Annotated in this window: 9 protein-coding genes, 1 pseudogene and 2 riboswitches; of the genes and pseudogenes, 8 read left to right on the top strand and 2 right to left on the bottom strand. The window is 67.0% G+C overall.

All coding sequences use genetic code 11. The features are described from left to right. Window positions 1-326 precede the first annotated feature (326 nt). Together nadC and F618_RS0110145 are read right to left on the bottom strand one after the other, a co-directional pair. Window positions 327-1,160 (bottom strand): carboxylating nicotinate-nucleotide diphosphorylase, encoded by an 834-nt coding sequence (gene nadC, locus F618_RS0110140; RefSeq protein ID WP_018176406.1) that lies wholly within the window; start codon window positions 1,158-1,160, stop codon window positions 327-329. Window positions 1,161-1,224: 64 nt separating this feature from the next. Beyond that, window positions 1,225-2,616, bottom strand: a complete 1,392-nt coding sequence (locus F618_RS0110145) for a sodium:alanine symporter family protein (RefSeq protein WP_018169370.1) — start codon at window positions 2,614-2,616, stop codon at window positions 1,225-1,227. A 158-nt stretch (window positions 2,617-2,774) separates the two neighbouring features. Here F618_RS0110145 and F618_RS0110150 point away from each other — a divergent pair, with 158 nt between their 5' ends. From F618_RS0110150 to F618_RS14835, 8 genes and pseudogenes are all read left to right on the top strand, one after another. Beyond that, window positions 2,775-3,695 (top strand): ZIP family metal transporter, encoded by a 921-nt coding sequence (locus F618_RS0110150; RefSeq protein WP_018951160.1) that lies wholly within the window; start codon window positions 2,775-2,777, stop codon window positions 3,693-3,695. 346 nt (window positions 3,696-4,041) lie between these two features. Further along, a riboswitch (glycine riboswitch) is annotated at window positions 4,042-4,143 on the top strand. Window position 4,144: 1 nt separating this feature from the next. After that, window positions 4,145-4,256: riboswitch (glycine riboswitch) on the top strand. Window positions 4,257-4,376: 120 nt separating this feature from the next. After that, entirely contained in the window at window positions 4,377-5,480 is a 1,104-nt protein-coding gene (gene gcvT, locus F618_RS0110155) for a glycine cleavage system aminomethyltransferase GcvT (RefSeq protein ID WP_018951161.1), read from the top strand. A 75-nt stretch (window positions 5,481-5,555) separates the two neighbouring features. Further along, a complete protein-coding gene (gene gcvH, locus F618_RS0110160) occupies window positions 5,556-5,948 on the top strand; it encodes a glycine cleavage system protein GcvH (RefSeq protein WP_018176402.1) in 393 nt (130 codons plus the stop codon). Between the two features lie 84 nt (window positions 5,949-6,032). After that, window positions 6,033-7,385, top strand: a complete 1,353-nt coding sequence (gcvPA, locus tag F618_RS0110165) for an aminomethyl-transferring glycine dehydrogenase subunit GcvPA (RefSeq protein WP_019568490.1) — start codon at window positions 6,033-6,035, stop codon at window positions 7,383-7,385. Window positions 7,386-7,450: 65 nt separating this feature from the next. Then, window positions 7,451-7,978, top strand: a complete 528-nt coding sequence (tpx, locus tag F618_RS0110170) for a thiol peroxidase (protein WP_018951163.1) — start codon at window positions 7,451-7,453, stop codon at window positions 7,976-7,978. Window positions 7,979-8,059: 81 nt separating this feature from the next. After that, complete coding sequence (gene gcvPB / locus F618_RS0110175; RefSeq protein WP_018951164.1) at window positions 8,060-9,568, top strand: aminomethyl-transferring glycine dehydrogenase subunit GcvPB; 1,509 nt, start codon at window positions 8,060-8,062, stop codon at window positions 9,566-9,568. 246 nt (window positions 9,569-9,814) lie between these two features. Next, complete coding sequence (locus tag F618_RS0110180) at window positions 9,815-12,187, top strand: PAS domain S-box protein (RefSeq protein WP_019568491.1); 2,373 nt, start codon at window positions 9,815-9,817, stop codon at window positions 12,185-12,187. 31 nt (window positions 12,188-12,218) lie between these two features. After that, window positions 12,219-15,768, top strand: a pseudogene (locus F618_RS14835) (PAS domain S-box protein). The last annotated feature ends 2 nt before the right edge of the window (window positions 15,769-15,770 follow it).

Genomic DNA, 15,770 nt, shown 5'->3' on the forward strand with positions numbered 1-15,770 from the left:
GCGTAGCGAGTTCAGCGCCGCCCGCGAAAAGCCTCGGAGCGAGGGAAACCCCGGCCCGCGCAGCGGGCCGGGGTCGCGGCAGTCGGGCGTGTTTCTTGGGTACTTCTTTGCACGAGCAAAGAAGTACCTCGGGGCGCGCTGGCGAGTCAGCGCCTGGCAGGCGGCCGGACGAAGGCACCGTAAACACCGACGACGAACCAGGGCCAGCCACAACCAGGCAGGCGGCGGACCGAAGTCATCCTAAACACCAGTGGATGAACCAGGCCCGGCCCCAGGCGGTGAACGGCGCGCAGTAATCGCCGGGATCGCAACGCGAAAGCCGCGGGCTAGTCCAGGCGCAGGGAGTAGTCGATGGCGTGGAGGTGCTTGGTCAGCGCGCCAACCGAGATGTAGTCCACGCCGGTGGCGGCGATGGCCGCAAGGGTATCCGGTGTGACCCCGCCGGAGGCCTCGGAGATCGCGCGGCCGCGAATGCGCTGCACGGCCGTGGCCAGATCTGCCATCGACAGCTCGTCGAGCATGATCACGTCGGCCCCCGCGGCCAGGGCCTGATCGACCTCGTCGAGGTTCTCGGTCTCGACCTCTACCCAGCGCCCGGCGCCCAGGGTGCGGGCCCGTTCCACTGCGGCCGCGATGGAGCCGCAGGCGGCGATGTGGTTTTCCTTGATCAGCACGGCATCCCACAGGGCGAGGCGATGGTTGTGGCCGCCGCCGCAGCGCACGGCGTACTTCTGCCCGTGGCGCAGGCCCGGGAGGGTCTTGCGGGTATCGAGGATGCGGCTGTCGGTGCCCTCCAGGCGGGCGACCCAGCGGGCGGTCTCGGTGGCCGTTCCGGAGAGGGTCTGGAGCAGGTTGAGGGCCGCGCGTTCGGCCGCCAGAACGGCCCGTGCGGGGCCTTCCAGGGTGGCGATCACGCGCGGTTCGTCGTCCACTTCCACGTGGGTGCCTTCGGCCACCTGCCAGTCGATCCGGGTCTCCGGCGCGAGGCTGGCGAACACGCGGTCGAACCAGGGCTGGCCACAAACGATCGCGCTCTCCTTCAATAGCAGCGTGGCGCGCGCCACCCGTTCAGCCGGGACCAGGGCGGCGGTCAGGTCGCCGTCGACACCATCGGGGCCCAGGTCCTCCGCGAGGGCGCCTTCGACCTCGCGCACCAGCATGGCCGCGTCCGGACGTGCGGGGCCCTGTGCGAACGGGTCGGATGGACCACCCGCAAAGCTGTGCTCATCCCTCATGGCGATCCGGCATCGGGCGATGCGCCACGTAGTCGTCGCGCAGCTTCTTGACCAGGCCGGCCAGCAGGATCAGCGCGATCAGGTTGGGTGCGGCCATCAGGATGTTGGCGATGTCGGAGAAGTTCCAGACCACGCCCAGCGGGATGGTCGCGCCGATCACGATGAGGATGACGAACACGACGCGGTAGGGCATCACCGCGCGTTCGCCGAACAGGAAGTAGGCCGAGCGGTCGCCGTAGTAGGACCAGGCGATCATGGTGGAGAAGGCGAACAGCATCAGGCTGATGCCGACCACCATGGCGCCGAACGGGCCCAGCGTGGAGCTGAAGGCGGTGGCGGTCAGCGAGGCACCGACCACGTCGTCGGCGCGGTCGATATAAGCCCCGGTGACGACAATGGCCAGGCCGGTCAGGGTGCAGACCACGATGGTGTCGATGAACGGCTCGAGCATGGCCACCGAGCCCTCGCGCGGCGGGTCGCCGTTCTTGGCCGCGGCGTGCGCCATGGCCGAGGAGCCCAGGCCCGCCTCGTTGGAGAACATGCCGCGCGCAACGCCGTACTGGATGGCGAGGCCGATGGCACCGCCGCCGGCGGCCCAGGGGTTGAGCGCGAGATTCAGGATGGTGCCGATCGCGGCCGGGACGGCCTCGATGTTGGCGGCGATCACCACGAAGGCGCCCAGCATGTAGATCACGGCCATGAACGGGACGATGGTCGAGGCGATCATGGCGATGCGTTTCACACCGCCGATGATCACCAGCGCCACCAGCACGGCCATGGTCAGGCCGATGATCAGGGCCATCCAGCCCATGATGTCGTCGTCGGCGCGCAGATCCGGCACGATGAAGGTCAGGCCGTCGACCACCGAGTTGGCCTGCACCATGTTGCCGATGCCGAACGAGGCGATCAGGGTGAAGACGGCGAACAGAATCGCCAGCTTCTTCATCTTGAGGCCGTGGAGCAGGGTGAACATTGGCCCGCCGGCGATGCTGCCGTCCGGGGCGATCTCGCGGTAGCGAACGGCCAGGGTGGTCTCGGCGAACTTGGTGGCCATGCCGAAGAAGGCCGTCACCCACATCCAGAACAGCGCCCCGGGGCCGCCCAACGCGATGGCCGTGGCCACACCGGCGATGTTCCCGGTACCGATGGTGCCGGACAGCGCGGTCGACAGCGCCTGGAACGGCGAGATCTGCCCGGTGCCGCCGCCGCGTCCATCTGACCCGCGCAGGGCGCGCCAGCCCTCGCGGAATGCGACGACCTGGACCAGCCCCAGGCGAATGGTGAGGTAGAGCCCGGTGCCCAGCAGCAGGATCAGGGTGAGCGGGTTGCCCCAAAGCAGGCCGGCGGTGTCGCCGAGGAACTGGTCGATGGTGTCGAGCATCGGTGGGTCCTTGTGGTCCGGAGCGGCTTTGGCTGAAAACTCTACCGCGCACAACGGGTGTTGACGATAGCTTTTGTCGAACCCGGCCATTGGGCGCGTCTGTGGAACGCCGCGATGGACCCTGTTTCAATGGCGGCTTCGACTCTCAAGGACGACGCATGACCGAACCCTCTCCCGCCGTTTCCGAGCCGGATCACGGCAAACCGGTGCCCCGGATCTTCCTCGTCGGATCGCTGATCGCGCTGGCGGTCTTCATCTGGCTGGTCAGTCTGCTGTGGCCGATGCTGGAAGAACGCATTGCCGATCTGAGCACCCTGCAGATCGGCTTGCTGGCGAGTTTCGTCGCCGGTCTGATGACCGCGGTGGGGGCGATCCCGATCTTCTTCCTGCGCCGCATCAGTCAGTCGGTCGAGGACGCGATGATGGGCTTCGGCGCCGGCGTGATGCTGTCGGCCACGGCCTTCGAGCTGGTGCTCCCCTCGGTGGAGCAGGCGGAAGCGCAGTACGGTGGCGTGGGCATGGCCATCGTCGTGTTGGCGGTGGGGATCGGGCTGGGTGGCGGTGCATTGCTGGCGTTGCACAAGCTGGTGCCGCACGAGCACTTCTTCATCGGGCCGCAAAGCGGGGCCGACCCACAGAAGATCCGTCGCGTCTGGTTGTTCATCTTTGCAATCGCACTGCACAACCTGCCGGAAGGCCTGGCGGTGGGGGTCGGCTTCGGCGGCGATGACGTGAGCGACGGGATCGCGCTGGCCATCGGGATCGGGCTGCAGAATATGCCCGAGGGGCTGGTGGTCGCCATCGCCCTGCTGTCGCTGGGCTACAGCAAGTGGGCGGCATTCGGGGTGACGTTGCTGACGGGCCTGGTGCAGCCGATCGGCGGACTGATCGGGGCCGGAGCGATCACGCTGATGGAGTTCCTGCTGCCCTGGGGGCTGGCGTTCGCGGCCGGGGCGATGCTGTTCGTGATCAGTCACGAGATCATCCCCGAGTCGCACCGCAAGGGCCACGAGGCCCAGGCCACGGTCGGGGTGCTGGTTGGCTTCGTCGTCCTGCTTGCGATCGACATGGCTTTGTAGGGCGCGCGCAGAGTGTCGCCACTGGCACCGTCATTGCGAGGAGCCGAAGGCGACGAAGCACAAAAGCGCGCAGCGCGTTGAACGGCCGCAGGCCGGCCCGAAGGGCGAGCGCAGCGAGTAACCTCCGAAAGCTGGCAGAGCGTCACGATCAGCATCCGGTGGTTTCGGACGGAGGTTGCCGCGTCGCCTTCGGCTCCTCGCAATGACGGTGCTTTTTGGATGCATGCGGGGGCAGGTGACGGGGCAGGTCGGGGCGTCGGAATAGTGGCGCGGCCCGTCCGGGCTTTCGCAGCGAGGGTATTTTGGTCTACAATTACTTTCGTCTGTGGGCGCTCGACAATGCCCGCACACCGTTCTGGAAGAGATCTGCGATCGTCAGTCGATTGGCAGACGCCGAAGGCGCAACATCCGCCCGGAATCGCTCAGGCTACAGGACCGGAACGGTGCAGGAGACACACTCTGGAGAGCGGCCGGAAACGGCCCACCGAAGGGGGCGGTCACGCAGTCCGACAACGGGCTGACGCGACGCAAACTCTCAGGTTTCAGGACAGAGGGGCGGCTGGCAGATTCATTCTGCCGGCCGCCCCTTTTTTTATGCCCGGAGCGCGGCGGCCGGGCCTCGCGGTTCCACCGGCGGATGCCGGCGAGCCGACCACGACACGCAAGCAAGGCGAGAACTAGATGACGACGTTGAAGACAACTCCGCTCCATGCCGCGCATCAGCGCGCGGGGGCCAAGCTGGTCGATTTCGCCGGTTGGGAGATGCCGCTGCATTACGGCTCCCAGATGGAGGAGCACAAGCGGGTGCGCGAATCCGCCGGCATGTTTGATGTCTCGCACATGCAGGTCGTGGATATCCACGGCCCGCAGGCCCAGGCCTTACTGCGATATCTGCTGGCCAACGACGTGGCCAAGCTGAAGACCGAGGGTCGCGCGCTGTACAGCTGCATGCTGAACGAGGCCGGCGGCGTGATCGACGACCTGATCGTCTACTGGACCGGCGGCGATACCTACCGCGCGGTGGTCAATGCCGCGACGGCCGAGGGCGACATCGCTCACATGCAGGCGGTCGCGAAGGACTTCGACGTGAACGTGGAGCCGCGCCCGGAGTTCGCCCTGATTGCGATTCAGGGCCCGCAGGCGGTAGAGAAGACCCTGCCGCTGTTGCCGGCCGATTTGCGCAATGCGGGGGATCTCAAGCCGTTTTCCGCGGTCTGGAATGACAAGTGGTTTGTCGCCCGCACGGGCTACACCGGCGAAGACGGCTTCGAGGTGATGCTGCCGGCGGAGGAGGCTGACGGTCTCTGGGAACAGCTGAAGGATGCCGGCGTGCACCCCATCGGCCTCGGCGCGCGCGACACCCTGCGCCTGGAGGCTGGCATGAATCTCTACGGCACGGACATGGACGACCAGACCAATCCGCTGACCGCCAACCTGGGCTGGACCATCGCGCTGAAGGATGCCGAGCGGGACTTCATCGGCCGCGCGCCGATCGAGCAGTCGAAGGCCGAGGGCGTGAAGGAACGCATGGTGGGGCTGGTGCTGGATGGTCGCGGGGTGCTGCGTGGCGGCACCCGCATCGAAACCGAGGCCGGCGACGGCGTGGTCACCTCCGGCAGTTTCGCGCCCAGTCTGGGCGTGTCGGTCGCGTTCGCGCGTATCCCGGCCGGGGTCGAGGCCGAGCAGCTGCACGCGGACATCCGCGGCCGCAAGCTGCCGGTGCGCGTGGTCAAGCCGGTGTTCGTCCGCAACGGCGAGCCGCAGATCGATCTGCCGAAAAACTGAAGCGAGGATTGCCTCATCCCGCGTGCACCGGACTACACTGCGCAGGCGGGATCTAACAAGCAAAAGGAAGATGTCATGAGCGAAGCACCGAAGGATCTGAAGTACACCAAAAGCCACGAGTGGGTGCGCAGCGAGGCCGACGGCAGCGTGACCGTGGGTATCACCGATCACGCGCAGGAACTGCTGGGCGATCTGGTGTTTGTCGAGGCCCCGGAAGCGGGTAGCACCATCGAGGCCGGCACGGCCTGCGCCACGGTGGAGTCGGTCAAGGCCGCCTCGGATATCTATGCGCCGATCTCCGGTGAGGTGACCGCGGTCAACGAGGACCTGGCCGACAGCCCCGAGAAGGTCAACGAGTCGCCCTTCGAGGATGGCTGGCTGTTCAAGGTGGAGCCCTCCGATGCCGGCCAGCTGGATGCACTGATGGATGCGGATGCCTATGCCGCGCACGTCGAGGCGGAATCCTGAGCGTAGCCGCGTATCACCGGTCCCGGCCGCGTCCGGCCGGGACCCAACCGAACTTCGCCGCAATCGGCGAAAGCGAGACCTGACATGCCGTTTATCCCGCATACCGAAGAAGACATCCGTGCCATGCTCGACAGCATTGGCGCCGAATCCGTCGAGGATCTGTTCGACGAGATTCCCGCCGACCTGCGTGCGCCGCCACTCACGGGGATCCCCGAGGGCGAGAGCGAAATGGGCATCACCCGCCTGATGCAGGAGCGGGCTGCGAAGGACGGCATGCCATCGAATTTCATCGGGGCCGGTGCCTACGAGCACCACATCCCGGCCGCCGTGTGGCAGATCGCTACGCGCGGCGAGTTCTACAGCGCCTACACGCCGTACCAGGCGGAGGCCAGCCAGGGCACGCTGCAGCTGATCTACGAATACCAGACGATGATCAGCCGCCTGACCGGGATGGAGGTCTCCAACGCCTCCCTGTATGACGGGGCCTCCGCCCTGGCCGAGGCCGTGCTGATGGCGGTGCGCGTGAATCGCCGCTCCAAGGCCAAGCGGGTGCTGCTGCCGGGGGCGCTGCACCCGGACTATCGGAAGGTGGTGAAGACGCTGATCGGCAACCAGGGCATCGAACTGGTCGAACTGCCGTTCGACGAAACCACCGGCCAGACCCCGGTGGAGGTGCTGGCGCCGTATGCGGACGACGACGTCACCGCCATGGTGATCAGCCAGCCCAACTTCTTCGGCATCCTGGAGGACGTGGATGCCCTGACCGGGTGGGCCGAGGAACGCGGCATCCCGGTTATCGCCGTGGTGAACCCGGTCTCGCTGGCGCTGCTGAAGCCGCCGGGCGAGTGGGGCGCCAATGGCGTGGACATCGTGGTCGGCGAGGGCCAGCCGCTGGGTGCGCCGCTGTCGTCCGGCGGGCCGTACTACGGCTTCATGACCACGCTGAAAAAGCATATCCGGCAGATGCCGGGGCGCATTGTCGGCCGTGCCGAGGACGCCGACGGCAAGCCCGGTTTCGTGCTGACCCTGCAGGCGCGCGAGCAGCATATCCGCCGTTCCAAGGCGACCTCGAACATCTGCACCAACCAGGGACTGGTGGTGACGGCGTCGACGATCCATATGTCGCTGCTGGGTGACGAGGGCCTGACCCGCGTGGCCGAGGCCTGCTACGCCAACACCCATGCGCTGGTGGAAAAACTGGCCACCAAGGGCATCAAGCCGCGCTTTACCGGCGAGTACTTCCACGAAGTCGCGCTGGACTTCGGCGGCGATGCCGCGACCCGCGTGCAGACCATGGCCGATGCCGGCGTGCTGGCGGGCCTCGAGCTGAGCCGGGACTATCCGCAGCTGGATGGCTGCGTGCTCGCCTGCGCCACCGAGACCAAGACCGAATCCGACCTGGAGCAGTACGTGACCACTTGGGAGCAGGCCGCCTGAGGCGGTTATCGGCTTCCCACGGTCAACGACACCAAGCGCCATACACATCAAGCCGGGAGGCAACCATGGCCGAAATCAAGCTGCAAGGTAATCCGATCAACACCAACGGCGATCTGCCGCACGTGGGCTCGCCGGCCCCGGACTTCAAGCTGACCAACAAGGATCTGCAGGATGTCTCGCTGGCCGACTTCGGCGACAAGCGCAAGCTGATCTCCATCGTGCCCAGCCTGGATACCCCGGTCTGCGCCGACTCCACCAAGAAGTTCAACGAGATGGTCGCCAGCCGTCCGGATCTCGAGATCCTGATCGTCTCCGCCGACCTGCCGTTCGCGATGAGCCGCTTCTGCGCTGCCGAGAACCTGGAACGCGTGACCGTGCTGTCGATGATGCGTGATCGCGATTTCGCCAAGGACTACGGCGTGCTGATCCAGGACGGCCCGCTGGCCGGGATCACCGCGCGCGGTGTGGTCGTGCTGGATACCGACAACCTGGTGATGCACGCCCAGCTGGTCTCCGAGATCGGCGACGAGCCGGATTACGACGCCGCGTTCGCGGCCCTGGATGATCGGGCCAACCTGAGCCCGACCCAGTAATCGGCCGGACTCCCTCCGTGCCGCCGGTGGCCGGGCCTGTGCCCGGTCGCCGTCACCCGAATACGCAAGCGAGAAACCGCTATGAGCACCACTGAAGCCAATCTGATCTTCGAACGTTCCCGCGCCGGCCGCTCGGCCGTGGCCCAGGCGCCGCGCGACCACGCCGCGACCCGCATCCCGGCGAACCTGCAGCGCAAGTCCGCCCCGGGTCTGCCGGCGGCCTCGGAACTGGACGTGGTGCGGCACTACACGCGGTTGTCGCAGAAGAACTTCTCCATCGACACCGAGTTCTACCCACTGGGCTCGTGCACGATGAAGTACAACCCGCGCGCCTGTAACAGCCTGGCGATGCTTCCGGGGTTCCTGAACCGGCATCCGCTTGCTCCGGCCAGCCACAGCCAGGGCTTCCTGCAGACGATGTTCGAGCTGCAGGAGATGCTGAAGGAAGTGACCGGCATGAAGGCCGTGTCGCTGGCGCCGATGGCGGGTGCCCAGGGCGAGTACACCGGTGTGGCCATGATCCGCGCCTACCACGATTCCCGCGGCGATACCGAGCGCCGCGAGATCATCGTGCCGGATGCCGCCCACGGTACCAACCCGGCGACCGCGATCATGTGTGGCTACGAGGTGCGCGAGATCCCCACCGACGATACCGGTGACGTGGATATCGAGGCCCTGAAGGCCGCCGTGGGTCCGCACACCGCCGGGATCATGCTGACCAATCCGTCCACCGTGGGCGTGTTCGAACGGCGCATCAAGCAGATTGCCGGCATCGTGCACGAGGCCGGCGGCTTGCTGTACTACGACGGCGCCAACCTGAACGCGATCCTCGGCAAGGTGCGCCCGGGCGACATGGGCTTCGACGTGATCCACATGAACCTGCACAAGACCTTCTCCACGCCGCATGGTGGCGGTGGACCGGGTTCCGGTGCCGTGGGCGTGGCCGAACGGCTGCTGCCGTTCATGCCGATCCCGCACGTTGTCGAGGCGGAGCAGGGCGGCTACCGCTTTGCCGAGGAGTCCGATCGTCCGCAGAGCATCGGGCGCCTGTCCGCGTTTGCCGGGAACGCCGGTGTGCTCCTGCGGGCCTATATCTACATGCGCATGCTGGGGCGCGAGGGCATGGTGCGGGTCTCCGAATTCTCGACCCTGAATGCCAACTACCTGGCGCGCGAACTGGCCGCAGCCGGGTTCGACCTGGCCTATCCCAAGCGCCGTGCCACCCACGAGTTCATCGTGACCATGAAGAAGCAGGCCAAGGAACGTGGACTGACTGCGGGCGATGTGGCCAAGCGCCTGCTCGACCACGGCTACCATGCGCCGACCACCTACTTCCCGCTGCTGGTGCCGGAGTGCCTGCTGGTGGAGCCGACCGAGACCGAGTCGAAAGAGACCCTGGACGGCTTTGTCGAGGCGATGGCCTGCATCCTGGCCGAGTCGGAGAACGACATGGAAACGATCAAGAGCGCGCCACACACGCTACCGAACCGGCGCTTCAACGAAGTGGCCGCCGCCAAGGCGCTGGATGTCGTGTTCCAGCCCGCCGAGGACGGGGACGCCAGCGCGCCGCGCACCGGTACGCACGGCTGACGGGATTCCCGGGGCCGGCCCCGGGCTTCCTGGTTCGTTCGGAAACGCCCCCGCTTGTCGGGGGCGTTTCCGTTTTGCAGGGCAGTAAACGCCTTTTTGTGGGGTCAAGCGGAAACCAGACTCGTCATCTGGTAGTTTTCTGGATTCAGTCTATCAATCCACTGCCAGGTCCGAGGGCAGAAGACACGCCGGGCGTGTCTTTCACGAAGTCTCCGAAAAGAGAGACACAGACGGGCAAGGAACCCGATGAGCGAGATTTGTGCCATCCACGGCTATGCGGCGCTGTTCGAGCATGCGCCGGTGGGGCTGGCCGAGATGGATACCGAGGGGCGCATCCTGCGCGCCAATCCCCACCTGGGCGCCTTGCTGGCCTGCGATCCGGCGGATCTGACCGACGCGATCCTGCAAGACTACGTGTGCCCGGACGACCGCGAGCGTTGCGCGGCGCGGCGTCACGCCCTGCTGACCGGGGATTGCAGCACCAGCAGCTTCGAGGCGCGTCTGCTGGATGCCACCGGCCAGACGCGCTGGGTGGAAATGACCACGAGCCGAATCCCGGCCACCGAGGACTGTCCCGAGGCCCTGCTCGTGGCGGTCGCCGATATCGCCGTGCGCAAGGAGACGGAGCAGCGTACCGAGACCCTGCTGCGTGCCAGTCCCGCGGTGATCTACACCATGGACCCGTCGGACTTCGGCACCATGACCTGGCTCAGCCGCAACGTGCAGGCGGTCACTGGCTGGGCACCGGAACAGATCACGACCCAGCCGGACTGGCTGCGGACCCATCTGGCTCCCGAGGATTTTCGTCGCTCTGTCGACCAGGTGAAGCGCTGGCTGGCCGAGGGCGCGCGCGGATTCTGTCGTCTGAGCTATCGCCAGCGCATGCCCAGCGGGCACTGGCAATGGCTGGAGGATCAGGTTACCGCGATCCGCGACGGTCAGGGCGCGGTCGTCGAACTGGTGGGTGCCTTCCAGGACGTGGGGGCGCGGGTGGAGACCGAGCGCCATCTGGAAAAGATTGCGCACAACATGCCCGGGGTGATTTACCAGTACCGCCAGCACCCGGATGGCCGGGCGTCGTTCCCGTATGCCAGTGAGGGCATGGTCGATGTGTACGGCGTGACGCCCGAGGCCGTAATGCTCGATGCCCGCCGCGTCTTCGACGTGATCCACCCGGATGATGTTGATCGGGTCGCCGCCAGTATCGAGGCCTCCATGCGCTGCCTGGAATCGTGGCGTCAGCGCTATCGCGTGCGCCACCCCGAGCGCGGCGAGATCTGGGTGGAAGGGCACGCCAGTCCCGAGGCACTGGAGGATGGCAGTGTGCTCTGGTTCGGGGTGATCCTGGACATCACCGAACGGGTGCAGGCCGAAGAGGTCCTGCATCTGCGCGAGCGCGAGTTGGCCGAGGCCCAGCGCATCGCGCATATCGGCAACTGGGTGTCGGATTTTGTCCGCAACGAGGTTCGCTGGTCGGACGAGGTCTTCCGGATTTTCGGGATGTCCCGCGGTGAATGGGGCGGGACGCACGAGGCCTTTATGCATGCGGCGCATCCGGACGATCGCGAACGGGTCCAGGCCGAGGTGGATGCCTCGCTGGGTGGGGACGGGGCGCTTGATATCGTGCACCGGGTTCTGCGCCCGGACGGCGAAGAGCGCGTGGTGCACGAACGCGGTTATGTAGAGTTCGATGCCGACGGACGCGTCCAGCGGATGATCGGCACGGTCCAGGACATCACCGAACGCCATCATCTGGAGCAGGAGCAGCGTCTGCTGGCGGCGACCTTCGACAGCAGTCAGGCCATCTTCATCACCGATGTCGAGGGTACGATCCAGCGCGTCAATGCGGCCTTTACCGAGCTCACGGGATTCACCGAGGAAGACGCGGTGGGCCAGAATCCGCGCATCATGAATTCGGGCCGTCAGGACCGCGGCTTTTATGAGGAGATGTTCCAGTCCGTGCGTGCAAACGGCCACTGGTCCGGCGAGGTGTGGAACCGGCGCAAGGATGGCCGGATCTTTCCGCTGCACGAGATCGTGACCGCGATCCGGGATGCCAGCGGTGTGATCGAGTACTACATCGCCATGTTCCACGACATCTCGCGGCAGAAGGAGCTGGAGGCTGCGCTGGAATATCAGGCCTTCTACGACACGCTGACCGATGCCGCCAATCGGGGCCATTTCGAGGCATTGCTGGAGCAGGAGGCCCGGCGGGCGGAGCGCTATGCGGACCCCTGTTCGCTGGTGATGCTGGACCTGGACCACTTCAAGCGGATCAACGACACCCATGGCCACGACATCGGCGACGAGGTCCTGCGCCGGGTGGTGGCGACGGCCGGCGAACGCCTGCGCCAGTCCGATGTGCTGGGTCGTTGGGGCGGCGAGGAATTCATGGTCATGCTGCCCAGTACCCGGGCCGAAGATGCCTGCCGCCTGGCCGAGGATCTGCGCCGGCAGGTGGCCGCGCTGGATCTGCCCCGGGTCGGGCGGGTGACCATCAGTCTGGGGGTGGCCGAGTGTCGTCGTGGCGAGGCGATCAAGGACTGGATCAAGCGCGCGGACGATGCGATGTACCGGGCCAAGCGCTCGGGGCGCAATCGGGTCGTATGGCAGGATTGACGGCCACGGCCAACCGGCTGAGGGAGACTTGATGGATCCTGCGGAGCATGCAGGCGCGGGCTTGTTCCACCGGGCCGCCGTGGGGTTGGTGTTTCTGGAGGCCAGCGGTCGCATCCATGCGGCCAATGCGCGCCTGGCAGAATGGCTGGGCTGCGCGGCGGACGACCTCCATGGTGTGCGGCTGGCCGATTGTGTGCCGCAGGGGCAGCACAAGGCGTTGATGGACGCCCTCGCGCGCTCCGGTTCGGCCGAAGTGACTCTGGAGCTTTCATTCAGGGCGCCGCACGTGGAGGACGCGACGGCGGTTGCCTGCACGCTGGTGCTGGCGCCCGACCCGGACGGGTGGCTTGCCACCATCCAGCGCCGGGCGCCGGGCGCCGGGCGATTCGGCCGCCCAGGTCTACGAACAGACCTTTACCGCCAATGCCGCCCCGAAGCTGCTGATCAACCCGGAGGATGGCGGGATCGTCGATGTCAACCCGGCCGCGGTGGCGTTCTACGGCTATTCGGCCGAGATGCTGAAGCGCATGCACATCCACGACATCAATACCCTTTCGGCGGACGAGGTGCATGCGGAGATGGAGCGGGCGGCCCGCGAGGAACGCCGCTTCTTCCGCTTCCGCCACCGCATTTGCGGGGGCGAGATTCGTGATGTCGAGGTGTACTCCGGCCCGGTGGTGCTGGACGGGCACCGATACCTCTACTCGATCATTCACGACGTTTCGGAGACCCGGCGCTACGAACACGAGCTGGAGTTCTACGGCGTGGCCTTCGGTCGCCTCCCGGTGGGGGTCTACCGCAACACCCCGGGGCCGGAGGGCCGCTTTGTCCGTCTCAATCCGGCCATGGTGGAGCTGTTCGAGGCCGCCAACGAGATCGAACTGCGCTCGACGCCGGTCCGCGAGCTCTACCGCGATCCGCTCGAGCGCGACGCGTTCAGTCGCGATCTCGAGACCTATGGGCGGGTGATCGGTCGCGAAGTGGATCTGAGGACCCTGCGGGGACGGCCCTTCCGTGCCCGGATCACCGCCTATCGGACCGAGGATGCGGATGGCCGGTTCGTGTTCGATGGGGTGATCGAGGATGTCACCGAGCTGCGGGCGGCCGAGGCCTTCCAGACGCGTCTGCTGGGCAGCCTGGCCGAAGGGGTTTTTGGCCTGGATCGCTATGGCCGCTATACCTTCCTGAACCCGGCGGCCTGCCGCCTGCTCGGTTTCGAGAGCGAAGGCGATGCCCTCGGGCGGGACGCGCATTCGACCAACCATCACACCCTGGTGGACGGGACGCCCTATCCGCCCGAGGCCTGTCCGATCTACCGCGTCCTCGAGACCGGCAAACCGCTGGAGGCCTGGGACGATCACTTCGCGCGGGCCGACGGGACCCTGTTTCCGGTGAGCGTCTTTACCGCACCCACGTTCGACGTGTCCGGGCGGGTCGACGGCGCCGTGGTCTCGTTCCAGGACCAGACCGCCCGGCGCAAACGCGAGGCCCGACTGCTCAAGGCAACCAGCCACCTGCCCGGGGCGATCTACCAGTATCGGTTGTATCCGGACGGGCGGCATGCCTTCCCGTTCGTCAGCGAAGGCGTCCAGCGGGTGTACGGGTTGTCCCCTGACCAGATCCAGGAGGATGCCGATGCGGCCTTCGCCCGGGTGAACCCCGAGGATCTTCCGCGGATCCAGGCCAGCATCGAGGAGTCGGCGCGCACGCTGGGGCACTGGCAGGTGCGTTACCGCGTCCGTCACCCGATACGCGGGACGCTCTGGGTCGAGGGCCGTGCGACGCCGGAAGCACCGCGCCGGGACGGCAGTATGGTCTGGCACGGGGTGATGATCGACATTACCGAGCAGGTGGCGATGGAGGAGGCCCTGCGCGAGCGTGGCGAGGAACTGGCCGCGGCGCAGCGCATCGCGCACGTGGGGAGCTGGGTCTGGACGATCCAGGAGGATCGCACGCGCTGGTCGGACGAGGTCTATCGTATCTTCGGCCTGCGGCGGGAGGATCGGGAGGCGAACTACGCGGGTTTCCTGCAGGCCGTGCACCCGGACGACCGGGACCGCGTGGCCGCCGCGGTGGAATCGGCGCTGGAGACCGGGGATTTCGACATTCATTTCCTCGTCCTGCGGCCCGATGGCCGTGAGCGCGTGGTCCACACGCGCGGCGCGGTCGAGCGCGATACCGGGGGCAAGCCCCGACGCCTGATCGGGACGGTGCAGGACGTGACTGCTCGCCGCGCGCTGGAGGAAAATCTGCGCCGTCTGGTCGGGATCCTGGAGCACACCCCCGATGTGGTCGGCATGCACGGGCCGGACGGTAGCATGCTGTTCCTGAATGCGGGTGGGCGCGCATTGTTCGGGCTGCCACCGGCCTCCGGAGAGCCGTGGGACCCCGAGACCGGCTGGAACACACGGGGCCTGCCGGCCGAGGTGGGGTCCCTGGAGGGCGCGATCCGGCGGTTTCATCCGCCCTGGGCCGCGGACGAAATCCTGCAGGAGGCGGCCCCGGTGGCGGTGCGCGAGGGCATCTGGCAGGGCGAGACCGCCGTGCTGGATGGCGAAGGCCGCGAGGTGCCGGTGTCCCAGGTGATCATCGTTCGCCGTGATGATCACGGGCAGGTGCGGCAGATCTCGACCATCCTGCGCGACATCTCGCAACGCAAGGCCGCGGAGGATGCCCTGCGCGAGAGCGAGGCGCGTTTCCGGCAACTGGCCGGCTCCGTGAACGAGGTCTTCTGGCTGCAGGACGCTGAATCGATCCTCTACGTCAATCCGGCCTACGAGCGGGTCTGGGGATACAGCCGCGAGCACCTGTACCGCGACTCGGTCGCGATGCTGGAGGCCGTGCACCCGGAGGACCGCGCTCGGGTGGAGGCGGTGTTTCTCTCCGGGGCTTTCGGCGACGGAACGGCCGACGAGACCTTCCGCATACGGCGCCCGGACGGCGAGCAGCGCTGGGTTCGCGTCTGCCGCTACCCGATTGCGGACACCGAGGGTCGGGTGACCCGGGTGGCCGGGACGGCGGTCGATATCACCGAGCTGAAGGCCACGCAGCAGGAGCTGGAACGCAACCAGGCGGAACTCGAGCGTCAGGCCTTCTATGATCGCCTGACCGGGGTTGCCAACCGGCGGTATTTCGAAAGCCTGCTGGACCGCGAAGTCCGGCGTGCCGAGCGGTATGGACAGGGGTTCGCGCTGGTGATGTTCGATCTCGATCACTTCAAGAAGGTCAACGACACCTATGGCCATGCCACCGGGGATGTGGTGTTGCAGGAGGTGACCCGGGTCGCGGGCGAGCGCCTGCGCAGCGTGGATGTGCTCGGCCGCTGGGGCGGCGAGGAGTTCATGGTCCTGCTGCCGGGCGCCGCCGCGGAGGAAGGCGCCCGGGTGGCGGAGTTGGTCCGGGCGCGCGTGGCCGGGCATGCCTTTCCCCGGGCGGGCCAGGTGACCGTGAGCCTCGGCGTGGCGGCATTCCATTCCGGCGAGCCGCGCGGCGAGCTGCTGCGGCGCGTCGACGAGGCGCTCTACCGCGCCAAGCGCGAGGGCCGCAACCGGGTGGCCCTGGCGCCGCCGCCCACCGCATGAGC

Source organism: Thioalkalivibrio sp. ALMg13-2, from assembly GCF_000381185.1.
Classification (GTDB): Bacteria; Pseudomonadota; Gammaproteobacteria; order Ectothiorhodospirales; family Ectothiorhodospiraceae; genus Thioalkalivibrio; species Thioalkalivibrio versutus.